The organism is Cupriavidus sp. AU9028 (assembly GCF_019795295.1).
GTDB lineage: Bacteria > Pseudomonadota > Gammaproteobacteria > Burkholderiales > Burkholderiaceae > Cupriavidus.
Genome location: NZ_JAIMCG010000022.1, coordinates 1 through 23,823, shown reverse-complemented (window position 1 = coordinate 23,823; position 23,823 = coordinate 1). Strand labels below are relative to the sequence as shown.

Genomic DNA, 23,823 nt, shown 5'->3' with positions numbered 1-23,823 from the left:
GTCAGCCGGCGGGAGAGAACCACTGCAGCAAGCGCTGGTTGATCTGCTGCGCGCGCTCGTACTGGACCCAATGGCCCGCCCCAGCGATGATCGACCAGTCCCGGTTGGGCGCGTTGGCGACAAGACGGCGCGCGGTGTCGGCCGGCGCGGCGGTGACGTCGTGCTCGCCCCAGATCAGCAGCGTCGGCCCCGCAAAGCGGTCCAGCGCGGGCTCCAGCAGCGGATGGCGCGAGATGGCCTTGCTGCGAAAGCGTGTCGTCCTGCAGCTGTGCGCATGCACGGCCAGTGCCAGCGGATCGATGCTGGCTTCCTCGTGCAGCATCAGCGCGGCGAGATTGTGCCGCAGCGCAGCCCTGCTCTGCTCGGGATCTTCGGTGCGCCAGTCCATCATCTCCAGCTTCTGCCGGCGCATGCTGCCATGCCCGGCGGAGCCCAGCAGCGCGATTCGGGCGATGCCGGGTACCGCCGTGGCGAGGTGCGCGGCGACCAGGCCGCCGAACGAGAAACCGGCCAGGCCTGGATCGGTGGCGGAACCGAGCACCCGTCGCATGCTGCCCGCGACCGCATCGACGAGCCGGTCCAGACGATCCGGTGCGTGCGGCTCGACGCCGAGGTCGCCGGACTCGCCGAAGCTGGGCAGGTCGGGCAGCCATACGGTATGGGCGGCACTGAGCGCCTCGATATTGCGCACCCAATGCAGCCAGCTGCCGTGCCCGCCATGGATCAGCACCAGTGGCGAGCCCTGCCCGATCGTACGCCAGACGATGCGGGTGCGACCCGCCGTATCGACACGCACCTGGGTGGCGGCGGCGAGGCGGGCGAGGATCGCATTGGCGCCAGTGTCCGGGCGGATGCTGGAAGGGATGTCGATAGGCGCGGCGTCTGCCATGGTGACGGGCTTGCTCCGGTGTCGGTACGGACGGATGGCGTTCGGGAAAACGCTGGCTCGAGTTTACCCTTCGCGCATTCGCTGCAGCATGGTCTCGATGCGCTGCGCCGGCACGCCCGCTTCGCGCAGCACCTCCTCGGTGTGCTCCCCCAGCGCCGGCGCGTGGCGGCGGATGCGGGTCGGGGTGCGGGAGAAGCGCGTGGCCGGGCGGATCTCTCGAATGGGACCGACGGTCGGGTGGACCGATTCCTGGAACATGCCTACCGCCTGCAGGTGAGGATGCCGCGGCAGGTCCTCCAGACGGTAGATCGGCGTGGCGGGAATATCCAGCTGCGCGCACAGCGCCATCCACTGTTCAGTAGTGCGTAGTGGCGCAAGCTCGGCGAGGTGGCCGTACAGCGCGCGGATGTTGGCGTTGCGCTCCCGCCGGCTGGCGATGTTGTAGCGCTGGGCCAGATCGTCTCGGCCCATCTCGCGGAAGAACGCCTTCCAGTGGCGCTCGGTATAGGGCAGCATGCTCGCCCACCCGTCCGCGGTGCGCACGGGTTTGCGGCCGCCTTCCAGCAGCCGTGCATAGCCGGCCTTCGCCTGCGAGGCGGGGAAGGTCATGCCCCCCATATGTTCCGTCAGCACGAAGGCCGTCATGGTTTCCAGCATCGGCACTTCGACGTACTGGCCCACGCCATGGCGCTCGCGATGAAACAGCGCCGCGAGCACGGCGTTCGCCACGGCGAGGCCCGTGGTCTTGTCGGCGATCAGGCTGGGCAGATAGTCCGGCTCCTGGCCCGTGGCGCAGCCCGCGCCGACCAGCCCGCATGCGGCCTGGACGATATCGTCGAACGCCGGCTTGTCGCGGTCGGGACCGTCCTGGCCGAAGCCGGTCGCCGCGCAGTAGACGATCCCCGGATTGAGGCGCGCGACCGCCTCATAGCCCAGGCCCAGCCGCTCGATCGCGCCGACGCGCATGTTGTGGACGAGCACGTCCACCCGGGGAATCAGCGCATGCAACGCGTCGATGCCGTCCTGATGCTTCAGGTCCAGCACCACCGAGCGCTTGTTGCGGTTCAGCGCCAGGTAGATCGAACTCATGCCGGCGTGCTCGACGACCCCATTGGAGCGCATCAGGTCGCCCTCGGGCGCTTCCACCTTGATCACGTCCGCGCCCATGTCGGCCAGTACCTGGGTACCCATCGGCCCGAGCACCACCGACGACAGATCGAGTACCCGGACCCCTTGCAGCGGCCCGTCCTGGACGGGCGCGTCGTGCCCGGCCCGCTGCTGGCATGCCTTGCGTGCTTCCACGGATCTTGCTCCTTGCGTGCTGGTGCCGCGCTTAGCGGCGGTGAAATTGCGGCAGGCGGCGTTCGGCCATCGCCTTCACGCCCTCGCGGAAATCCTCGGTAGGGAACTGGGTCAACTGCACCGCCAGTTCGTGCCGGTTGGCGACTTCGATGCGGTCGGCCAGACCCGCGCGCAGCGTGGCGCGGGTGCTTTCCACCGCCAGCGGCGCCGAGGCGGCGATTTCCTCGGCCAGGATGCGGGCTTGCTCCAGCACGGCCTGCTGCTCCACCAGCACGTCGGCCAGGCCCATCTGCACGGCCGTTTCGCCGTCGATGCGGCGCCCGGTATAGAACAGCAGCGCGGCGCGCTGCTCGCCGATCAGCCGTGGCAGCGTCAGGCTCAGGCCGAAGCCGGGATGAAAGCCGAGCCGATTGAAATTGACGCTGAAGCGCGCTTCGCGGCAGGTGACGCGGAAATCTGCGACCAGCGCCAGCCCCGCGCCGGCGCCCACCGCTGCCCCGTGCACGGCGGCGACGATGGGCTTGCGCGTGCGGAACAGCCGCATCGCGTGGCGATAGAACGGAGCCGGATCGCGATCGATGCCGGCATCCTGCGCGCCGAAATCGGCGCCGGCGCAGAAGGACTTGCCTTGCGCGGCGAGCACGACCGCGCGGCAGTCGTCGTCCCGGTCGAGTTCATCAAGCGCATCTGCAAGCGCGGCCATGCAGCCGGGATCGACATGGTTGTGCGGCGGCCGGTTCAGCGTGACGGTCGCTACGTGGCCGGCGCGGCTGACATGCACGGCGTCCGGTGCGGACGACGACGAAGACGGACTGGGAGAGGGTTGGGACATCATGCGGCTCCTGGGTGCGGGGCGGCTGGGCTTGGGGAAAGTGCCGGTGGTTGCCGGGGCGAAGGATCTGGATAATCGGTTATGCCTGACTCAACATGAAGCGCTCGTCCTCCCATGACCCAAGTTGATATCGACGATGCCGCGGCCCGGGCCAGCGATGCGCGGCGCCTGCCGCTGGCGGAACTGCGGCAGAAGGACTTGAACCTGCTGGTGGTGCTGGCGGCGCTGCTGGAGACCAACAGCGTCAGCGAAGCGGCGCGGCGGCTGGACAGCAGCCAGCCGTCCACCAGCCGGATGCTGGAGCGGCTGCGCGAGGAACTGGGCGACCCGCTGCTGATCAAGAGCGCCCTGAAGATGCTGCCGACGCGGCGCGCGCAGGAGCTGCGCCCGGCGCTGGAGGCAGCGCTGCGCACCATCGAGAGCATCTACACGCAGATCGAGCACTACGACCCGGCGCAGGAGACCGGCTCCTACGCCATCGGCATCAACGACTCCCTGCAGGCGCTGATCGCGCCCGCCTTCCTGGCGGAGCTGCGCCGCGTGGCCCCCCGCGCCCGTGTGCGGCTGCATCCGGTGCCGTTGCCCAGCGGCCTGAGCGCGATGACCAGCGGGGCGATCGACGCGATGGTGGCCTTCTATCCTGTCGAATCGGATGCGTTGCGCTCGGAGCTGCTGTTCCACGCGCAGTTCGGCTGCCTCTGCGATGCCGGCAATACGCGCTTGCGCGATGCGCCCAGCGCCGCCGACCTCGCCGCCCTGCCTTGCCTCGACATCTCGCAGTTCGGCGTGATCACGCGCATGGTGGACCGCTACTTCACCGGGCATGGCGTGCAGCGCATGGTGGACTGCACGCTGACCAGCTATCTGGCGGTGGCCGATGCCATCACCGGCACCGATCTGTATGCGATGGTGCCGCGCTATCTCGCGCCGGTGCTGTGCCGCCATCCCGGCGTGCGATTCATCGCCATCGACGACCCCGCGCTGTCGCTGCCGGTTCATCTGTGCTGGCACAACAACGTGCATTCGCATCCCTTCGTTTCGCTGCTTCGGACGATGCTGACGTCGGTGGCGCGCGGCCTGGCAGTCTAGGGCGCTCATTCGGCGCGAATCCCGGCTGCGGCCGCCACGCGGCGGAAGCGGTCCACTTCTGCCTGCTGGAACGCGCGCATTTCGGCGGGCGGGTAAGGCATCAGGTCGCTGCCCTTGGCGCGCATGAACGCCTGCGATTCGGGCGTCTTCAGTACACGCTGCATCGCCGCGGCCAGCTTGTCGGTGATCGCGTCCGGCGTTTCGGCGCGCACGTAGAACGAAACCCAGCTGTATTGCCGGTAGTCCGGGTAGCCGAGCTCGCGCACCGTCGGCACGTCAGGCAGGTCCGGGTGACGCTGCTCGCCGGACACCGCCAGCGCGCGCAGCTTGCCCTGCCGGATCAGGGTCAGCGCGCCACCGGTGTCGACCAGCGCCAGTTGCAGCTGCTTGCCCATGATGTCGGTCATGATCTGCGCCTGACCCTTGTAGGGCACGTTGACGAAGCGGGCGCCGGCAAGGTTGGCGAACCACGCGGCGGCCAGCTGATAGCCCGCCGAGTAGGTCGCCACCGGCAGGCCGTTGCCCTGCTTTGCCGCGGCGACGACGTCGTCCATCGACCTGAGCGGCGAGTCCACCGCGGTGATGAAGACGTTCATGTTGCGGCTCAGCCCGGCGACGGGGCGCAGGTCCGCCATCGGGTCGTAGGGCAAGTTCTTCATGACGATGGGATTGACCGAAATCGGCGAGTTGCTGGCGAGCAGAATGGTGTGCCCGTCGGCGGGCGCGTTCTTCAGCGCCTGGATGCCGATGACGCCGTTGGCCCCCGGGCGGTTCTCGACCACCACCGGTTGCCCGAGCGCCTTGCCGAGCGCTTCACCGTAATAGCGCGCCGACGAATCCGAACCGCTGCCGGAGGTGAACGGCACGATCACGCGGATCGGCTTCGAGGGAAAGTCCGTCGCCGAATCGGTCGCCTTGGCCGCGGGGTGGGCCGCAAGCAGCATCAGACCTGCAAGCAGGCTTGCCAGTGGTCGCATGGTGTCTCCTCTCTGTCTTTTTTGTGGGCGGGTTCAGTTGCAAGACCAACCCCTCTCCCCGGCCCTCCTCCCTTGAAGGGGCGAGGGGAAAACCGTTGGCCTGGCATGTGTCGTCGGGTTGCTCCCCTCGCCCGCCTGGCGGAGAGGGGCTGGGGCAGAGGGCAAGGCGCTCAATCCATGTCAGCTGGCGCTCGTGCCCGTGATGTCCGGCCACAGCGCAGCCGCGCCACGCTGGATCGCCCGTGCGCCGATGGCCCGCGACCAGTGCGCCTCGTTGCCGTATTCAGCGCGCCAGCTCCACAGACGGCGCGTGGCGAAATGCAGGCTGTGCTCGTAGGTAAAGCCGATCGCGCCGTGCACCTGATGCGCGATGGCGGCGACGCGACCGGCGGCATGGCCGCAGATCACCTTGGCCACCATGGCATGCCACAACCACCCCGGCTCGTGCATCTGCGCACAGGCGGTGGCGACGGCCATGCGCGCCGCGACCACCTCGTTGGCCAGCACCGCCAGTTGCTGCTGGATCGCCTGGAACTTGCCGATCGGCTTGCCGAACTGGGTGCGTTCGCCGGCGTACTGCACGGTCTGGTCCAGCACGCGTTCGAGCACGCCAGCAATCTGGATCGCGCGGGCAAGCGCGCCGAGCGCCCGGGGCGCGGCGTCGTCGCCAAGGCCGGCAGCGGCGCCGTCGTCGGCGGCGGCAATCGCAGTGCACGACTGGAAGCGCAGCGTGTCGCGCGGTTCGCCCGCGAGGTTCTTGCCCGGCTCTACCGCAGCGCCGCTGGTGGGCAACAGCAGCCAGATGCTGCCTCCGGCAATATCTCCGGCCTCTGCACGCAGCAACACATGGCTGGCATGCCGTCCCCACGGCGCCTGCACTTCGCCGTCGAACACCCATTGGCCCGAGCCGTTGCTGGCCACGGCGCCGGAGGACGGCTGTCCGAGCGTCAGCGGGCCGTCCGGCATGGGCATGGCCAGCCGCGCCAGCACCCAGCCGCACAGTGCCGTATCGACGAAGGGCAGCGGCGCCAGCGCCCGCCCCGCCGCCAGCAGGGCCGGCAGCGCCTCGAGCCAGCTCGCCTCCGCGCCATCGGCGGCTTCGGGCGCGAAGATGCGCGGCAGCCCGCTGTCCTCGACCGTGCGCCACAGCGGAGCGGGCCATTCCCCCCGTTCGGCGGCTTCGATCTGCGCCACCGTGACTTCCTTGCCGAACAGCCGTTGCGCGCTGTCGGTCAGCATCTGTTGGAGTTCGCTCATCGGATTCCCAGCCCCTTGGCAATGATGCCGCGCAGGATCTCGCGGGTGCCGCCGCGCAGCGAGAACGACGGCACCACCTGTGTCAGATAGCAATGCGTGGCGACGAAGGGGTCGTCATCCGGCAGCATCGCGTGGTCGAACAGCTGGTGCGCCACTTCCGGAATGCGCTGCTCGAACAGCGCCCCCAGGTCCTTGACGTTGGCGGCGGCCAGCTGCGGATTCTCGCCACGGTTCAGCATGGCGGCGATGCCGCGCGACATCTGGCGCAACGTCGACAGTTCGGCAATCAGGTGGCCCAGCTCGACGGCGTGGCGGGGATCGTCGGCATCGGCATGCGCCACCATTTCGGCCAGCAGGGCATAGCTGCTGAGATAGCGCTCCGGCCCGCTGCGCTCGAAGGTAAGCTCGGCCGTCACCTGCGCCCACCCCTCCCCCTCCGTGCCAATCAGCATGCGCTGCGGCACGAAGACGTTGTCGAACACCACTTCGTTGAAGCCCTCGTCCCCGGCGAGATTGCGGATGGGCCGTACCTGCAGGCCCTCCGAGCGCATGTCGATCAGGAACTGGGACAGCCCCTGGTGCTTGTCGGCGGCGCTGCGGTCGGTGCGAACCAGCGCGATCATGTATTGCGAGTGGTGCGCGTTGGAGGTCCACAGCTTGGTGCCGTTGACCACCCAGCCGCCCTCCACGCGGTCGGCGCGGGTGCGGATGGACGCCAGGTCCGACCCGGAGTCCGGCTCGCTCATGCCGATGCAGAACCGCAGCTCGCCCTTGCAGATGCGCGGCACGATCTCGCGCGCGACCTCCGGATCGGCATAGCGCATCAGCAGCGGGCCGCTCTGGCGTTCGGCCACCCAGTGGCCGCCGACTGGCGCTCCGGCGGCCAGCAGCTCCTCCAGCACGACATAGCGCTCCAGCATGGACCGCTCGCCACCGCCGTAGGCCTTTGGCCAGGTCATGCCGATCCAGCCCTGTTCCCCCAGCGCGCGGCTGAAGGCTGGGTCGTAGCCGGACCAGCTCTTCGCGCGCAATGGCGCGGGCCGGTCCGGGATGGTGCGGGCGAGGAATGCGCGCACCTGCTGCCGCAGCGGGGCGAGGTCGCCGTCCGGCGCCGCGGGTTGAATGACGATCTTGCTGGCGGTCTCCACGCCCTCTCCTGTGTTCGGATGTTGGCTCGCCGCTTGCGAAGCGAGGACGGATGCAGCTTAGTCGGCAGGCCCGGTCTGCATCCATCGCGTGGAAGGCATAACGATAATTCGGCCGCTGGCGCGGCTCCCGGCGCGATGACGGTGGTGCGTGCCATGGTCACCCCGTGGCGCCTGCACATGCGGCAGCGGCATAGTCGATATGCCGGAGACAGAATTGCGGGCAGCGGAAGAGGAGACTTACGCTGCAACCTCGAACGATCAGGGCGGGAGACACCGCCAGCCAGGAGACCTGTCCATGCGCTTCTTCCTGCGCGCCACCTTGCGTACCCTCTCGAAGCCGCTCTTGCCGTTGCTGCTGTGCATGCCCGCCGTCGCGCTGGCGGACGCGGCCAGCTATCCCAGCCGCCCGGTGAAGATCATCGTGTCGTTCCCGCCCGGCACAGGCTCGGACAGTACTGCACGCTTCCTCGCCCAACAGCTGGAGGCGCGCTTCGGCCAGTCCTTCGTCGTGGAGAACCGGCCCGGCGCCAACAGCTTCATCGCCGCGCAGGCGGTGGCCCGCGCCGATCCGGACGGGCATACGCTGTTTCTCGCCAGCAATTCGCCGATGGCCACCAATGTGGCGCAGTTCAAGTCGCTGCCCTACGACCCGGTCAAGGACTTCGCGCCGGTTGCGCGTCTGTACTACGGCGCCATGGTGCTGTCGGTGCCGGCGAGCTCGCCCTACCGCACCGTGCAGGATCTCGTGCGGGCGGCAAAGGCGAACCCGGGCAAGCTGAGCTATGGCTCGGGCTCGGCCTCCTACCAGATCGCGACCGAGCTCTTCCTGAAGCAGGCGGGCGTGACCGCCGTGGCGATCCCGTACAAGGGCGCGGCGCCTGCGGTGGCCGACCTCGCGGGCGGGCAAGTGGACTTCGCCATGTCGGACTACACCGCGGCGGCCGCGCTGGCACAGGCGGGCAAGACGCGCATCCTCGCAGTGGCCGGCGACAAGCGGCTGTCGGTCCAGCCCGATGTGCCCACGCTGCAGGAACTGGGCTTCAAGGATTACTACATGGTCAATTGGGTGTCGCTGTTCGCTCCGGCCAAAACGCCGCGCGAGATCGTCGCCAGGCTCGGCAACGCCGCGGTGGAGATCTTCAAGGGCAAGGATGCGGAGGCCTTCATTGCCCGCACCAATGGGCAGATCTTCGCCGGCGGGCCGGAAGTGCTGCGCCAGTTCCAGCTCGACGAGATCAAGCGCTGGTCCGCCGCGGCGGCGCTGGCCGGGATTCCCAAGCAGTAGTCTCACCTGCCTGGCTGCGGGCGGCATGGTTGTTGCGTGGGGCGAAGCTGTTCGCGTACGGAGGAACCACCATGCAGACCCCGGCAAGCATCCGCAAGCACCCAATCCACCCGATGCTGATCACGCTCCCCATCGGGTTGTGGCTATTCTCGTTCGTCTGCGATCTGGTGCGCGTCTTCGGCGGCACCGATCCCGCCTGGGAGGTGGTGGCCCGCTACACCATGGCGGGCGGCATCGTCGGCGCGCTGATCGCCGCCGTTCCCGGGACCATCGACATGCTGTCGTTGTCCGGCCGCCCGCGCCGTATCGCGTTGATGCACATGGCGATCAATCTGGCGGTGGTCGCGCTCTACATCGTCAACCTGTGGCTGCGGCTGCGCCAGCCCTCGGAGATGCTGGTTTGGCTGTCGCTCGCCTCGATCGCACTGCTCGGCGCCTCAGGCTGGCTGGGCGGCAAGATGGTGTACGAGCATGCCGTCGGGGTGGACACGCGAGGCAATTCCGAGGCCCGGTAGCCCGCGGCGTCATTGCAGCATGGCGCGCAGTGCAACAATGCACACTGCCGCGGCCGGTATCCACAGCAGCACGATGACGATGGCGCGTAGGCCACCACGGCGACGGCCATGGCCCTGGCATGCCAGGGCGTGTCCCGATGAGAGCGTGAGAACCATAGCGTCAGTGCGTGCTGGCGCAGGCGCCGCGCCCATTGGCCCGCCTTGTCGATCCATAGCATTGGGGGATGCAGCGGCTCGCTGCGGGATGTGGCCGAGATCTTCCATCATACAAGAGCCGCCCTTATGCCCGGGCGCTTCTGCTCGCACCTTCCTCCGCGCCCTGCCTTCACCTTCCGTCCTCTAAATATTCCCCGAGGCGCTTCGTCGAACAGAGGGATGACCGCCGCGCCGATGTCAGCGCGGGCGATTCGCACTTCAACCGACCCTCGAACGGAAGCAAGCCATGAGCTTCGACCGCGACGACGCCACGTTTCTCGTCCTCGTCAACCATGAAGAGCAGTACTCGATCTGGCCGGAATGGAAGCCGGTGCCAGGCGGCTGGCGTCCCGCTGGTTTCAGCGGGGAGCGGCAGGCGTGCCTGGACCATATCGAGCGCATCTGGACCGATATGCGGCCGCTGAGCCTGCGCCGCTTCATGGAGGAGCAAACGCGGGCGGATGCCTGACCATGCCGGCGCTGCAGCTGTTCTGCCTGCCGTATGCCGGCGCCAGTGCGACGGCCTATCTGCGCTGGCGGCGGGCCTTGCCCGCCGGCGTGGAGCTGGTGCCGCTGGAGCCTCCAGGCCGTGGAGCTCGGCTTGATGAGCCGCTGCTGCGCGATTTCGACGCATTGGCCGCCGATATGACCAACCAGTTGTGCCGTCAGCTGACGCGAAAGCCGACGCAAAGACCCGGAGCTGCGCCGTTCGCGCTGTTCGGACACAGCATGGGCGGACTGCTGGCCTGGCGTGTCTGTCATCTGCTTTGGCAACGCGGACTTGCCATGCCCCGCTGGCTGGTGGTTTCCGGCTGCGCCGCACCGAGCCGGCGCGACCCCCGCCGTTTTGCCAGGCTGCGTGGCGACGCCGCCCTCACCGCGGAGCTGCGCAAGCACGGCGGCACGCCCGAAGCGGTCTTCGCCGATGCGGAACTGCTGCGCCTGACGCTGGACGTGCTCGACGCCGACTACCGCGTCTGCGAGAGCTTCCGCCGCGGCGACGCTGCACCGCTACCGCTGCCGCTGCATGTGTTTGCCGGACGCGACGATCCCATCGGGGAAGCGGACCTGCGGGCATGGGCGCTGGAGAGCGCCGCCGGCCATACGCTGGACTGGTTCGCCGGCGGCCACTTCTTCGTGCACGAGAGCCAGCCGGAACTGTTGCGCCGGCTCGGTGCGCTGTGCGAGCGCACGGGCGCGCTGCTGCCCGAGCGTGCCAGCCGCTTCGTTCCCTGTCCGTCCCTTCCCGCTTGAACCAGCGCTGCGCCAAGCATGGCGCGCACTACCGCTTGCTGACGCCAGCGCATCCGAGAACGTCCACCGTCAATCCAGAACCGAGCATGCAGCCTGATCCGAACGTACCGGCCACGCTGGTGGCCCATCTTGGCCGGCTGGCCGCGCAGCGCGCCGCCGACACCGCGCTGATCACCCTCGATGCCGAGGGCGACACGCGCTACGACTATGCCGGGCTCGACGCGCGGGTGCGTGCGCTCGCGGCCGATCTCGCAACCCGCGCATCCCCCGGTGAGCGGGCGCTGTTGCTGATGGACAGCGGCATCGACTATGTGACGGCGTTCTTCGCCTGCCTGTACGCCGGCCTGATCGCGGTGCCGGCGTTCGAGGCCGGTGCGGTGCGTTCCGCGCAGGTCGAGCGGTTGCGCGCCATTGCCGCCGATGCGCAGCCGCTGCTGCTGCTGACGACAAGCGCGCAGATTGCGGCGCACGGGGACGCGCTTGCCGCGATCGCACCGCAGGCGGCTGTCGTCGCCGTCGACGCGGCGCGCCTGCCCGCGCAGCAGGCCTGGCAGCCTTATGCCGCGCAGCCCGATACGCTGGCCTTCCTGCAATACACCTCCGGCTCGACCGCCGCCCCCAAGGGCGTGATGGTCAGCCATGGCAATGTGATGGCGAACGAGGTCGCCATCGCGGCGGGCATGCGGGTGCGGCAAGGCGATCTGATGGTCAGCTGGCTGCCGCTCTATCACGACATGGGTCTGATCGGCGGCCTGTTGCAGCCGATCTTCAGCGGCATCCCGGTCGCGCTGATGTCGCCCCAGTTCTTCCTCGAGCGGCCGGTGCGATGGCTGCAGGCCATCAGCCGCCATCGCGGCACCCTGTCTGGCGGGCCGGACTTCGCCTATCGCCTGTGCATCGAGCGGGTGCGCGACAGTCAGCTGCAGGACATCGACCTGTCGAGCTGGGCCGTGGCCTTCTCCGGTGCCGAGCCGGTTCGTGCCGATACGCTGCGCGCCTTCGTCGAGCGCTTCACGCACTGTGGCTTCAACGAGCGGGCGCTGTATCCCTGCTACGGATTGGCCGAGGCAACGCTGTTTGCCACCGGCGGCGTGCGCGGCGACGGCATGGTCCACGCGCATTTCGACGCGGCAGCGCTGGCCGCGGGGCGAGCGCAGACCGCGCCGTCCGGAATGGAGCTGGTGGGCTGCGGCTTCGCTCACGCCGGACACCGGATACGGATTGTCGATGCCGAGGGGCGCGAGCTCGCCGACGGCGTGGTCGGCGAGATCCAGATCGCGGGGCCCAGCATCGCGGCCGGCTACTGGCGCAATGACGAAGCCACCGCCGCTAGCCTGGTCGGCGATGGCGCCAGTGGCCGCTGGCTGCGTACCGGAGATCTGGGCCTGCACCATCACGGGCAGCTCTATATCGCCGGCCGCCGCAAGGATCTGATCATCGTGCGCGGCCAGAACCTTTATCCGCAGGATATCGAGCGCGCGGTCGAGGACGCGGTGCCGAGCGCGCGCCGTGGGCGGGTTGCGGCGTTCGCGGTGGACGGCCCGGATGGCGAGTCCGTCGGCGTGGCCGTCGAGATCTCGCGGCCGGACCAGAAGCGCGTCGGCCACGTGGCGCTGGTGCAAGCGCTTGCCGAGGCCGTCGGAGCCGCATGCGGCGAGCCGCTGGCCGTGGCGATGCTGCTCAATCCCGGCGGATTGCCCAAGACCACCAGCGGCAAGCTGCAGCGCAGTGCATGCCGGCGCGGCTGGCTGGACGACAGCCTGGATGCCTGCGCGGTCTGGGCGCACGGGCGCTTCATGCGCGGCGGCACGGGCGTGGACGGTGCGCCGCCGCAGGCGGGGCAGGCTCCGCAAGGCGCGACCGAGCAGGCCGTCGCGGCGCTCTGGCTGGAACTGCTTGGCGTGGCGCCGCAAGACCGGCACGCTCACTTCTTCGCCAGCGGCGGCAACTCGCTGGCAGCCGCGCGACTGGTGGCCAGGCTGCGGGAACGGTTCGGGGCCGCCGTGCCGATGCGGTTGCCCTTCGATCATCCGACGCTGGCCGGGCTGGCCGCCGCAGTCGACGCGCGGCAGGACGGGCGGCAGGACGCGGATGCCCTCGCACCGATCGGCACGGCCGCGCGCCAGCCGGAGATGCCGCTGTCGCCTGCCCAGCATCGCCTTTGGCTGGCCGACCGCATCGCCGCCGAGGCCGACCGCTGGAGCTGGAATATGGCGGGCGGGCTGCGCCTGCGCGGCCCGCTCGACGTGGCTGCGGTGCAGGCGAGCCTCGACGCGCTGGTGGCACGACACGAAATCCTGCGAACCGGTTATCCGTCCGACGCGAACGGCGCACCGTACGCGCACATCGACGCAACGAAAGTCGCGCTGCCATTGCCGCTTAGCGACCTGTCCGCGCTGAGCCCGGCGCAGCGCGATGCCGAACTGCAGGCGCTCGCGGCCGGGCAGGCGCGCGCACCCTTCGATCTGTCGCGGCCGCCGCTGCTGCGCGCGCGTCTGGTGCGGCTTGCCCCTGACGATCATGCGCTGCTGCTGACGCTGCACCATATCGCCGGGGACGGCTGGTCGGTCGGCGTGCTGCTGGGCGAATTCGCCGCCGGCTACAACGCTGCCGTGGCAACAACCGCGGCCGCGCTGCCCCCGCTCCCCATTCAGTACATCGACTACGCGGTGCATCAGCAGGCCGCACAGCACGAGCCGCAACGCCAGGCCGAGGCGGCATGGTGGCGGGCCGCACTGGACCGCGCGCCACGCACGCCGACACTGCCGACGCCGAAGCGCCGCCCTCCGGTCGCGTCGAGCGAGGGCGCGGCCTGCTACAGCGTGCTGCCGCGCAATCTGCTCGACCAGGCCGCCGAGGTGGCCCGCGCCCATGGCGCCACTCCGTACATGGTGCTGCTGGCCGCCTTCCATCTGCTGCTGCATCGGCTGGGCGGCGCGAAGGACCAGCTGGTGGGCATCGACGTGGCCGGGCGGACTCGCCGCGAGCTCGAAGGGTTGATCGGCTTCTTCGTCAACGTGTTGCCGCTTCGCGTGCAATGCACCGCGCAGATGCGCTTCACCGAGCTGCTCGAACAGGTGCGGGACCGGACCCTGTCCGCCTTCGACCATCAGGCGCTGCCGTTCGAGCAGATCGTCGAGGCCGTGGGCGCGCCGCGTGAGCGGGCCTGGCATCCGCTGGTGCAGGTGCTGTTCGTGCTGCAGAACACGCCAGCCGACGCGCCAGCGATGGCAGGCCTGCAGATCGAGCGCATGCCGGCGCCGGTGCACGCGGCGAAGTTCGACCTTGCTGTGTTTCTCGACCCGCATGCCGACGGCCTGCGCGCCGAATGGGTCTATGCCGCGGCGCTCTTCCCACGCGACAACGTGCAGCAGCTTGCCGATGCCTATGGCGCCCTGCTGGCGCAGGCGCTGGCCGATCCCACCCTCGCGCTGTCCGGCTACACCGTGCCGGCCGGCCTTTGCGAACCCGCTTCCGATAGGGCAGCCATGCATTCCATACCCGTCTCCAGACCCAGCAAGCTCGACAAGCTGGGCAAGCTCGCGATGTTGCCGCGCCGCGGCGCCGAGCCGGCGGTGCCGCATACCGCCGCCGGACCGCTCGTCACCACGTCGTTCCTCGCACCGGACAGGACGTTCCCCATCGTCATCGAGCCGGCCAGCTCGGACCTCGATCCGGTCGCGTGGGCCCATGCGCAGCGGAACACCATCGAATCGACGCTGTGCCGCCACGGCGGCATCCTGCTGCGCGGCTTCGCGCTGCGCACGCCCCAGGAATTCGAGGCATTCGCGGAAGCGATCGAGCCAGCCCTGTACGGCAGCTACGGCGACCTGCCGAAGAAGGAAGGCGGGCGCAACACCTACCGCTCCACGCCGTATCCCGAGCGCGAGATGATCCTGTTTCACAACGAAAGCGCGCACCTGTCGCGATGGCCGCGCAAGCAGTGGTTCTTCTGCGAGCTGCCCTCTCCAGCCGGAGGCGCCACGCCCATCGTCGATTGCCGCGAGATGCTTCGCCGCCTGCCGGCCGAACTGGCCGAGCAGTTCGAGCGCAAGGGCCTGCGCTATGTCCGCACCTTCAACGACAAGCTGGATGTCAGCTGGCGCGACTTCTTCCGGACCGATTCCCGCGACGAAGTCGAAGCACGGCTGCGCGCATCGGGCACCGACTTCGCGTGGCTTGACGCTGAAACGCTGCAGACGCGCGAGCTGTGCCCGGCCGTGATCGCCCACCCGGTCACCGGCGAGCGCAGTTTCTTCAATCAGGTTCAGCTGCATCACACCGCCTGCCTGGACCTCGAGGTGCGGCGCGACCTGCTGGAGATCGTCGGCCCGGAACGCATGCCGCGCCAGGTCACGTTCGGCGATGGCAGCCCGATCGGCGACGATGTGATGGCGTTGGTCGGTGAGCTGTACGAGGCTTGCGCCGTCCGATTCGACTGGCGTCAGGGCGATGTGGTGATGCTCGACAACATGCTGGCCGCGCACGCACGCGATCCCTATCAGGGCCCGCGCAAGATCGTGGTGGCGATGGGCGCGATGTTCGAGCGCAAGGACCTGGTACCGCTGGCGGGGTCGGCTCGCGTTCCCGCGGCCGGCGTGCCGGCTGCCGCCACGGTGGAGGGCTGAACGATGAACGCTCCGACGTCCGACTTCGCCCTGCACGCGCAGATGCTGGGCCGCGAACAACTGGCGCTGGCAAAGCAAGGCGGCACATCCGCATTGCTGCCCGTGACGCTGACCGCCACCATCGACGGGGTGCTCGACCCCGAGCGCCTGCGTCAGGCCTTGCTCGCCATTGCCGCTCGGCATCCCGCCAGCGGACTGGTGTTTGGCCAGGTCGATGGCCTGCTCGGCCTGCGCCAGCAATTCGCTGACGTACCGCCGCTGCTGGCCGACGCCATCCGGCCTGGCGACGCCGCACCCTCCCTGCAGGCTAGGCTCGACTCGCTCGGCCCCGAACGGCACCGGTTGACGCTGTCCGCCCATCCGCTCGCTCTCGATGGCGCCAGCCTGAAGACGTTGGTCGGTGAACTGGCGCAAGCCTGCGCCGATGCCTTGCCGGGCGACGACTCCGCGCTTTCGTTTGCCGACTATCTGGACTGGACCGCGGCTCTGGCGCAGGAGAATCGGGAATCGGGCGGCGAATACTGGGCTCAGGTGCAGCAGCGCATTGCAACACTGAATGCCCCACGCTTGCCGTGGCGCCGGGGCGGCATTGCGGGCGCCGCTGCGCTTGCCAACGAGTCTGTCCCTCTCGAAGCGGGCGAAGCTGCTGCACTGCGCGACTGGGCCGGCACGCTGGGGCAACCGCTGCCTGTGGTGCTGCAAGCCGCCTGGTGGCTGCTGCTGGCACGGATGGATCCGGCCGGTGAATTCTGTGGCGGCTGGCAGCACGACTGCCGCGCCGATTTCGAGGCGCTGGCGGGTAGCGTTGGCCGTTATGAAGCCGTGTTGCCCGTGGCGATCGACCCTGACCCTCGCGCGCCGTTTGCAGCATGGCTGGCGCAATTGGCCGGGCAATGCGAGCAGCATCTGGACTGGCGCGAACACTGCCCGCCCGACGCAGCCGCCGGTCAGCCGGGCCGGGTGGGCTTCGCGATGGCCAGCGATGTAGCTGCTGTAGACCAGGCAGGGCTGCGGTGGCGGGTGCAGGCAGTGGACTCGCTGGTGCCGGGGTTCGAATTGGCGCTGGAGGTCCGCAGCAGCGAAGCGGACGCTGCGGTGCAGATGACGCTGCACTACGACGCCCAGCGCTATCGTGCCGATGCAATGGCCTGCCTGCTGGATGGGTACGCCACTCTGCTGCGCACGCTGCGCATGCACGCGGACACGCCGATCGAAGCGCTGCCGCTGGCTACCGTCGCAGACGCGGCGCGTGCGGAGGCGATGCATGTGCCGGCGTTGGTTGCCGGCACACCGTTGCTGCCGGACCGCCTCGTGCAGTGGGGCCGAGAGCGGCCGCTGGAGCCCGCGCTGTCGGCGCCCGGCCTGCAATGGAACTACGGGGAACTGAATCGCCGCGTCGATGCGCTCGCTTCCCGCCTGATCGGGCTCGGCGTGAAGCCCGGCGATCCGGTCGGCCTGTTGCTGCCCCGCAGCGCCGATCTCGTGGTGGCCCTGCTCGCGGTGATGCGGGCGGGCGGCGCCTATCTGCCGCTGGACCCGGCCTGGCCGGCCGCGCGGCGAGCTTCGATCCTTGGCGCCGCCGGGGCCGCGCTGGTGCTGACCGACGCGTCCCACCTGCCAGTCGTGCAGGGTCCCGCGCGCCATGTCGATGTCGCGGCGCTCGATGGTTGGTCAAAAGGGTCGCCAGCTGGGGCGGAAGCCGGCGCGAGCCGCGCCCTGCCTCCGCTCGACGCTGCGCAGCCCGCGTACATCCTGTACACGTCGGGCTCGACCGGCACGCCCAAGGGCGTTGCCGTGTCGCACCGTGCATTGCTGAACTACGCGGCCGCGTCGGGCGACGCGCTGAAGCTGGACACCTGCCAACGGTTCGCACTGACATCGACCGTCGCCGCTGACCTGGGCAACACCACGCTGTTCGGGGCGTTCTGGCATGGCGCATGCCTGTGCGTGGCGGACGAAGGCGATATGCGCGACGCCGCAAGCTTCGCCGCCTTCCTCGCCCGGGAGCGCGTGCAGTGCCTGAAGATCGTGCCTTCCCATCTGGATGCACTGATCGACGGTGACGGCGGCGCGCTGCCGCTGCCAGCGGGTACCGTCATCGTGCTCGGCGGCGAAGCGGCCTCGCCGGCGCTACTGTCGCGTCTGCGCGAGCGTGCGCCGCAGGCGCGCGTCTGCAACCACTATGGACCGACAGAGGCGACCGTCGGCATCCTCGTTCATGACGCCGGCAGCGCGCAGTCGCTGACCGGCGAACCGCTGCCGCTGACGCGCGTACTGGCGAACTGCGAAGCGCAGGTGCGCACCGCGGCCGGCCACCTCGCGGCAACGGGAGAGACCGGCGAACTGGTTCTTGGCGGCGCCCAGTTGTGCGACGGCTATCTGGGCCGCACCGCCCTGGGCCATACCCCGGCCACGCCAGACGATCCCTTTCTGCCGCACCCCACGCGTGCCGGCCAGCGCCTGTATCGCAGCGGCGACCGGGCCCGCTACCTGCCGCAAGGCGGCATCGAACTGCTCGGCCGCGCCGACGGCCAGCTGAAGGTCCGGGGCTTTCGCATCGAATGCGGCGAGATCGAACATGCGCTGGCGAAATTGCCCGGCGTGCGGCAGGCGCTGGTCATGCCGTTCGTCATGCCCGGCGAGCCGCCCTGCCTTGCCGCATGGCTGGTCCCCGACGATCCGTCCAACGTGCCACTGTCCGCCGCCCATCGCAAGGCGCTGCGCCAGGCGCTGGCCGAGCGTCTGCCGGAACCGATGATTCCGGCGCAGTGGTTCGCGGTCGCGTCGCTGCCCCGCCTGCCGAACGGCAAGGTGGACCGTGCGGCGTTGATGCAGTCAGCCTTCGCGCACCGGGACGACGCAGCGCCGGGACGCGAACCCGCCACTGCGCTGGAAGCGCTGCTGCTGGACCAGATGCGCGAGCTGCTGGAGGCGCCGCAACTGGGCGTACAGGATGACCTGTTCGAGGCAGGCGGGCATTCGCTGCTGGTGATCAAGCTGGTCGCCCGCATCCGCAAGCTGCTGAAGCTGGAGATCGCACCGGCCGTGGTGTTCGATGCGCCCAGCGCCGCGGCGCTGGCCTGCGCGCTGGACGCCCGGGCCGACAACCGCGCCGCCCTGGAAACGCTGGCCGCGCTGCAACGGCAACTGGCAACGATGTCGCCCGAGGCGCGCGCCGCGCTGCGAGCCTCGGCCGGCACCGCAGTCGACAGCCCCGCCTGACCCGCCTCACTTGAATCCTCATCCGGAATCGCATTCATGACGTCATCCTCGTCCTCCGCGCACGACGCGGCGCTGCTGGCCCTGCTGCTCGAACAGGATGCCGATCAGGACGGCGCGCTGGCCTTCGCCGACGCCGATCCGGGTCACGGCGACGCGCCACTGTCGTTCTCTCAGCAACGGCTCTGGTTCCTGCTGCAGTACGAGCCGGACAGCACCGCCTACAACCAAACGCGCGCCTTCGTGCTGCGCGGCAGTCTCGACCGGCAGGCGCTGGAAGCGGCTTTTCGTGGCGTCATCGCGCGCCATCCCGCGCTGCGCACGCGTTTTGTACCAGGCGAAGGTCCAGGCGACGGCTTGCCGCGCCAGATCGTCGATGCCGAAGCCGCCTTCGAGATGTCGCATGCCGTGCTTGCCCACGGAGAAGCGCCGCTGCGCGCGCGTATCGACGAGGAGGCGGCGCGTCCCTTCGATCTGAGCCGCGCTCCGCTGCTGCGCGCTACGCTGGTGGCGCGTGCCGAGTACGATCACGTATTGCTGCTGTCGCTGCACCATATCGTCTCGGACGCGGTGTCGAACGCCATCATCGCGCGCGATCTGGCCCGCGCCTATGCGCAGGCGCTGGCAGGCGAGGCGGTACGGTTGCCCTCGCCTGCCGCGTCTTTCGCCGGCCATGCGCGCCGGCAGCGCGACAGGATGAACAGCGGCGCGCTCGATTCGCAGCATGCCTGGTGGCGGCAGCAGCTGGGCAGCCATGTGCCGGCGCTGCAGCTCCCCACCGATATCCCGATGGAACGCGCCACCGGAAAGCAGATTGCCCGCCGTGTCGGTGCCACGCTGCCGGCGGCGCTGTCCTCGCGGCTGCGCGGGTTCTGTGCCGCGCAGCGCTGTACACCCTTCGTCGTGCTGCTGGCCGCATGGCAGGCGCTGCTCAGCCGCTACAGCGGACAGTCCGATTTCGCCATCGGCGTGCCGCATGCCGGTCGCGACGACGCCTCGCTGGACGAGGTGGTCGGCTTCTTTGCCAACACCCATGTCTATCCGGCCCGCACCGTTGCCGGCATCACGGCAAGAAACCTGTGCGAAAAGGTGCGCGCCGATACGTTGGGTGCGCTGGCCAATGCGGAATTGCCGTTCGAAGCGCTGCTCGACAGCATGCAGGTTCCTCGCGATGCCGGGCGCAGCCCGCTGTTCCAGGTCATGTTCAACTGGCGTGCCAGTTCGGAAGGGGCGCAACTGGCATTTCCCGGGGTGCATACGGATGCGGTGGACGCCAGCGCGACGGGCGCCAAGTTCGACCTGATTCTCGACGTTCAGGCACAGGCCGATGCCGTGCGGATCGATCTCGAGTACGACTGTTCGCAGTTCCAGCAGCGCACCGCGCAGCGGATGCTCCGGCACTATCTGGCGCAGCTGGCGGGCATGCTGGAAGCGCCGGACCTGCCCTGGACGGCCACGCCGCTGCTCGCCAGCCGCGATGCAGCCCCGCTGGATGCGGACGACCATGCTGCGCTGGCATTGCAGCAGCGTGCCGGGAAGCCGCAGCCATGCGAGGCAGGCGGCGAGCCCGTGCACCGCCAGATCGAGCGGCAGGCAGCGCTGCGTCCGGACGCGATCGCGCTGCGCTTCGGCGAGGTTACGGTGACCTACGGCGAACTGGACAGGCGCGCCAACGGACTGGCGCATCGCCTCGTCGCGCTGGGTGTCGGGCCGGAGGTGCGCGTCGGCATCGCCGTGGAGCGGTCTCCGGAGATGATCGTCGGCCTGCTTGCCATTCTCAAGGCGGGCGGCGCCTACGTACCGTTCGATCCGGCTTATCCCGCCGAACGGCTGGCCTATCTGTTCGAGGACAGCGGCATAGCCGTTCTGCTGACCCAGCCCGCGTTGCGGCACCTGCTGCCCGAGCGCGACGGCCTTCCAGTACTGATGCTCGACGATGGCGCTGACGACGCGCAGGTCCAGGACCATCCTCCCGCAGTGGAGGTGCGCGCCGGCCATCTGGCATACGTGATCTACACCTCGGGTTCCACCGGCCGTCCCAAGGGGGCGCAATTGCAGCACGGCAACCTGTCCCGCCTGTTCGCGGCGACGCAGCGCTGGTTTGGCTTCGGTGCCGACGACGTCTGGACGCTGTTCCACTCGTACGCCTTCGACTTCTCCGTCTGGGAAATCTTCGGCGCGCTTTGCCATGGCGGCCAGCTGGTGATCGTGCCGTGGCTGGTCAGCCGGACGCCGCAGGAGTTTCTCGCGTTGCTGCGGCGGGAGCGGGTGACGGTGCTGAACCAGACGCCGTCCGCTTTCCGCGCGCTGATCGCGCAGCCGGACATCTACGACGAGCCGCTGGCGTTGCGCCATGTCATTTTCGGCGGTGAGGCGCTGGACCCACAGGCGCTGCGGCCCTGGCTGGAGCGCGTCGGCGATGCGTCGCCGCGGCTGGTCAATATGTACGGCATCACGGAAACCACCGTGCATGTCACCTATCGCCCCATCACGCTCGACGATCTGGACCCGGCCAGCGGCGCGCGCAGTCCCATTGGCGATCGTATCCCCGACCTCGGGATTCGGGTGCTCGATGCCGGCATGAACCTGGTGCCGCCCGGCGTCGCTGGCGAGTTGTATATCGGCGGCGACGGGCTGGCGCGCGGCTACCTGAACCGGCCGGCGCTGACCGCCGAGCGCTTCGTGCCCGATCCCTTCGCGGCCGAAGGCGCGCGGCTGTACCGCACCGGCGACCTTGCGCGCTGGTTGCCCGATGGCCAGCTCGAATACCTCGGTCGCATCGACCAGCAGCTGAAGATCCGCGGCTTTCGCATCGAGCCGGGCGAGATCGAGGCCAGGATCATGGCGCAGCCGGGGCTCGGCAACGCGGCCGTGCTTGCGGTGGACGGCCCGTCGGGTGCGCGACTGGTGGCCTACGTCGTGCCCTGCGCTGGATCCGCTATCGACGTGGCGCAGCTTCGTGCCGCCCTGTCGGCTCAGTTGCCCGACTACATGGTGCCGGCCGCCTTTGTCATCGTCGACGCGCTGCCGCTGACGCCCAACGGCAAGCTGGACCGGCGTGCACTGCCCGCACCGGCGTTCGACAGCGCCCAGGAATTCGTCGCGCCCACCGGCGCGGCGGAGTCGGCGCTGGCCGAAATCTGGGCCGAGGTGCTGGGCTTGCCGCAGATCGGCCGCAACGACAACTTCTTCGAGCTGGGCGGCGATTCGATCCTCAGCCTGCAGATCGTCGCGCGAGCGCGTGCAGCCGGCTGGATGCTGACGCCGCGGCAGCTGTTCGAGCGGCAGACGCTGGCGGAACTGGCTGCCGTGGTGCAAGCGGTCGGCGTCGATGCGCAGGGCGAAAGCAGCGCTCCCACCGGCGTCGTGCCGCTGCTGCCGATCCAGTCCGATTTCTTCGCCATGCCGTTGGCGCGGCGCGATCACTGGAACCAGTCGGTACTGCTGGATTGCCGCGAGCCGTTGCAATTGCAGCCGCTGGCCATGGCGCTGCATGACCTGGTGGCCCACCACGATGCGCTGCGCTTGCGCTACCTCCTGGAGGATGGCCAGTGGACGCAGCGCCATGCAGAAGACGCCGGCCCCGATTCGCTATGGACGCGTGAAGCGCGCTCCGAGGAGGAACGGCTCGCCCATTGCGACGCCGCGCAGCGCAGTCTCGATCTTGCGCAAGGCCCCGTGTTCCGCGCCGTCGCGCTGCAGATGGGCGAGCGCTGGCAACTGCTGCTGGTCGCCCATCATCTCGTGGTCGACGGTGTGTCGTGGCGGGTGCTGATCGATGACCTGCTCACCGCGTACCGACAGCGTGCCAGCGGCCAGGCGCCGTCGCTGCCGGCACGGACCGCGTCGTATCAGCAGTGGTCCCAGGCGCTGCGGGCTGCTACTGAGCGCAGGAGTGACGAACTGCCCTACTGGCTGGCGCTGCAGGATGCCGACGGAACGCTGCCGTGCGACCACGCCGGCGGTGCCATGACGGTAGCCGAACGCGACAGCGTGACACTGACCCTGCCGGCCGAGCTGACACAGGCGCTGCTGCAGCGAGCCCCAGCGGCCTACCGGACTCGCGTCAACGATCTTCTGCTGACCGCCCTCGCACGGGCCTTGTCCCGCTGGACCGGACGTTCTCGGGTGCTGATCGACCTGGAAAGCCATGGCCGCAGCGCCGGCATCGACGACACGCTCGACCTGAGCCGCACCGTCGGCTGGTTCACCACGATGTATCCCGTCGCACTCGATGGCACCGGCGACCTCGGCGACGCCATCCGGGCCGTCAAGGAACAGCTGCGCGCTGTCCCCGGCGACGGCATCGGCTTCGGACTGCTGCGCCGGCTCGGCACGCCCCAGCAGCAGGCCGCGCTGTCCGGCGTACCGAAGCCGAATGTCGTGTTCAACTATCTGGGCCAGTTCGACGGCAGCTTCGCCGCCGATTCGCCGTGGCGGCCGTCTCCCGATTCGTCCGGCAGCAGTCAGGACCCGTCGGCGCCGCTGTCGCATCCGCTGTCTGTCAGCGGGCAGGTATTCGATGGCCAGCTGCGCCTGACACTGGCCTTCAGTCTGGCTCGCCATCGCCGCGCCACGGTGCAGCGCATTGCCCATGCGTTGCAGCAGGAATTGCAGGCGCTGATCGCGCATTGCACCAGCGGCGCCAGCGGCACCAGCGGCGTCACGCCGTCCGACTTCCCGCTCGCACGGCTGACGCAGGACGGGCTCGATGCGCTCGGTCTGGACCCGGCCCGGTTGCAGGATCTCTACCCGCTCTCGCCGATGCAGGCCGGCATGCTGTTCCACAGCGTCTATGCGCCGGACGGCAGCGCCTACACCAACCAGCTGCGCGTCGATATCGACGGGCTCGATCCTGCTCGCTTCACCGCCGCGTGGCACGCCGCGCTGGCACGGCACGACAGCCTGCGCGCCGGCTTCGTGCATCGCGGCGAACAACCGCTGCAGTGGATCGCACGTGACGTCACGCTGCCGGTGCGCGTCGAGGACTGGCGCGAAAGCAGGCAAGACGATCTGGACCGCTTCGCCGCCGAGCAATTGGCCGAGCGCTTCGACCTGGAGCGCCCGCCGCTGATGCGCCTCGCGCTGTTGCGCACCGGCGAAGCACGCCACCATCTGGTCTGGACCGTACACCATCTGCTGCTCGATGGCTGGAGCACCGCGCAGCTGCTCGGCGAAGTGCTGCGCCACTATGCCGGCGAAGCGCTGCCCGCTACCGCCGGCCGCTTTGCCG

General features: G+C 69.3%; 14 protein-coding genes. 8 read left to right on the top strand and 6 right to left on the bottom strand.

All coding sequences use genetic code 11. The features are described from left to right. Window position 1 precedes the first annotated feature (1 nt). The 3 genes from K6V06_RS19105 to K6V06_RS19095 all read right to left on the bottom strand — a co-directional run bounded on the left by K6V06_RS19105 (window position 2) and on the right by K6V06_RS19095 (window position 3,023). Window positions 2–889, bottom strand: coding sequence for an alpha/beta fold hydrolase (locus tag K6V06_RS19105; RefSeq protein WP_222245714.1), 888 nt, complete (start codon window positions 887–889; stop codon window positions 2–4). Window positions 890–952: 63 nt separating this feature from the next. After that, on the bottom strand, window positions 953–2,191 hold the full coding sequence (locus K6V06_RS19100) for a CoA transferase (RefSeq protein ID WP_222245713.1): 1,239 nt from the start codon (window positions 2,189–2,191) through the stop codon (window positions 953–955). Between the two features lie 31 nt (window positions 2,192–2,222). Next, complete coding sequence (locus tag K6V06_RS19095) at window positions 2,223–3,023, bottom strand: enoyl-CoA hydratase/isomerase family protein (protein ID WP_222245753.1); 801 nt, start codon at window positions 3,021–3,023, stop codon at window positions 2,223–2,225. 114 nt (window positions 3,024–3,137) lie between these two features. Here K6V06_RS19095 and K6V06_RS19090 point away from each other — a divergent pair, with 114 nt between their 5' ends. After that, window positions 3,138–4,112 carry a LysR family transcriptional regulator gene (locus K6V06_RS19090; RefSeq protein ID WP_222245712.1) on the top strand — a complete coding sequence of 325 codons (975 nt, stop codon included), beginning with the start codon at window positions 3,138–3,140 and terminating at the stop codon, window positions 4,110–4,112. A gap of 5 nt (window positions 4,113–4,117) precedes the next feature. On the opposite strand, the gene K6V06_RS19085 is transcribed toward K6V06_RS19090, so the two are convergent. From K6V06_RS19085 to K6V06_RS19075, 3 genes are all read right to left on the bottom strand, one after another. Next, window positions 4,118–5,089 carry a tripartite tricarboxylate transporter substrate binding protein gene (locus K6V06_RS19085; RefSeq protein WP_222245711.1) on the bottom strand — a complete coding sequence of 324 codons (972 nt, stop codon included), beginning with the start codon at window positions 5,087–5,089 and terminating at the stop codon, window positions 4,118–4,120. Window positions 5,090–5,269: 180 nt separating this feature from the next. Next, a complete protein-coding gene (locus tag K6V06_RS19080; RefSeq protein WP_222245710.1) occupies window positions 5,270–6,346 on the bottom strand; it encodes an acyl-CoA dehydrogenase in 1,077 nt (358 codons plus the stop codon). Further along, window positions 6,343–7,494: an acyl-CoA dehydrogenase family protein gene (locus tag K6V06_RS19075; protein WP_222245709.1), complete on the bottom strand. Its 1,152-nt coding sequence runs from the start codon at window positions 7,492–7,494 to the stop codon at window positions 6,343–6,345. The genes K6V06_RS19080 and K6V06_RS19075 overlap by 4 nt, the downstream gene beginning before the upstream one ends. A 361-nt stretch (window positions 7,495–7,855) precedes the next feature. Here K6V06_RS19075 and K6V06_RS19070 point away from each other — a divergent pair, with 361 nt between their 5' ends. The 7 genes from K6V06_RS19070 to K6V06_RS19040 all read left to right on the top strand — a co-directional run. Further along, a complete protein-coding gene (locus K6V06_RS19070) occupies window positions 7,856–8,779 on the top strand; it encodes a tripartite tricarboxylate transporter substrate binding protein (RefSeq protein WP_222245752.1) in 924 nt (307 codons plus the stop codon). A 71-nt stretch (window positions 8,780–8,850) separates the two neighbouring features. Next, complete coding sequence (locus K6V06_RS19065) at window positions 8,851–9,294, top strand: DUF2231 domain-containing protein (RefSeq protein ID WP_222245708.1); 444 nt, start codon at window positions 8,851–8,853, stop codon at window positions 9,292–9,294. A 442-nt stretch (window positions 9,295–9,736) separates the two neighbouring features. Continuing rightward, window positions 9,737–9,958: an MbtH family protein gene (locus K6V06_RS19060; RefSeq protein WP_222245707.1), complete on the top strand. Its 222-nt coding sequence runs from the start codon at window positions 9,737–9,739 to the stop codon at window positions 9,956–9,958. Between the two features lie 2 nt (window positions 9,959–9,960). Next, the gene (locus K6V06_RS19055; protein WP_222245706.1) at window positions 9,961–10,743 is read left to right on the top strand and encodes a thioesterase II family protein; all 783 of its coding nucleotides are present in this window, start codon (window positions 9,961–9,963) and stop codon (window positions 10,741–10,743) included. Between the two features lie 86 nt (window positions 10,744–10,829). Next, entirely contained in the window at window positions 10,830–15,371 is a 4,542-nt protein-coding gene (locus K6V06_RS19050; protein ID WP_222245705.1) for a condensation domain-containing protein, read from the top strand. Between the two features lie 3 nt (window positions 15,372–15,374). After that, the gene (locus K6V06_RS19045) at window positions 15,375–18,593 is read left to right on the top strand and encodes a non-ribosomal peptide synthetase (protein WP_222245704.1); all 3,219 of its coding nucleotides are present in this window, start codon (window positions 15,375–15,377) and stop codon (window positions 18,591–18,593) included. Window positions 18,594–18,629: 36 nt separating this feature from the next. Continuing rightward, the coding region (locus K6V06_RS19040; RefSeq protein WP_222245703.1) for a non-ribosomal peptide synthetase at window positions 18,630–23,823 on the top strand (5,194 nt) is incomplete at its 3' end.

Excerpts from the sequence above, each read along its gene's own strand:
- K6V06_RS19060 (WP_222245707.1), top strand. The coding sequence starts at position 9,737 with ATGAGCTTCGACCGCGACGACGCCACGTTTCTCGTCCTCGTCAACCAT.
- K6V06_RS19085 (WP_222245711.1), bottom strand. The coding sequence starts at position 5,089 with ATGCGACCACTGGCAAGCCTGCTTGCAGGTCTGATGCTGCTTGCGGCC.
- K6V06_RS19095 (WP_222245753.1), bottom strand. The coding sequence starts at position 3,023 with ATGTCCCAACCCTCTCCCAGTCCGTCTTCGTCGTCGTCCGCACCGGAC.
- K6V06_RS19105 (WP_222245714.1), bottom strand. The coding sequence starts at position 889 with ATGGCAGACGCCGCGCCTATCGACATCCCTTCCAGCATCCGCCCGGAC.
- K6V06_RS19055 (WP_222245706.1), top strand. The coding sequence starts at position 9,961 with ATGCCGGCGCTGCAGCTGTTCTGCCTGCCGTATGCCGGCGCCAGTGCG.
- K6V06_RS19050 (WP_222245705.1), top strand. The coding sequence starts at position 10,830 with ATGCAGCCTGATCCGAACGTACCGGCCACGCTGGTGGCCCATCTTGGC.
- K6V06_RS19070 (WP_222245752.1), top strand. The coding sequence starts at position 7,856 with ATGCCCGCCGTCGCGCTGGCGGACGCGGCCAGCTATCCCAGCCGCCCG.
- K6V06_RS19080 (WP_222245710.1), bottom strand. The coding sequence starts at position 6,346 with ATGAGCGAACTCCAACAGATGCTGACCGACAGCGCGCAACGGCTGTTC.
- K6V06_RS19045 (WP_222245704.1), top strand. The coding sequence starts at position 15,375 with ATGAACGCTCCGACGTCCGACTTCGCCCTGCACGCGCAGATGCTGGGC.
- K6V06_RS19090 (WP_222245712.1), top strand. The coding sequence starts at position 3,138 with ATGACCCAAGTTGATATCGACGATGCCGCGGCCCGGGCCAGCGATGCG.
- K6V06_RS19065 (WP_222245708.1), top strand. The coding sequence starts at position 8,851 with ATGCAGACCCCGGCAAGCATCCGCAAGCACCCAATCCACCCGATGCTG.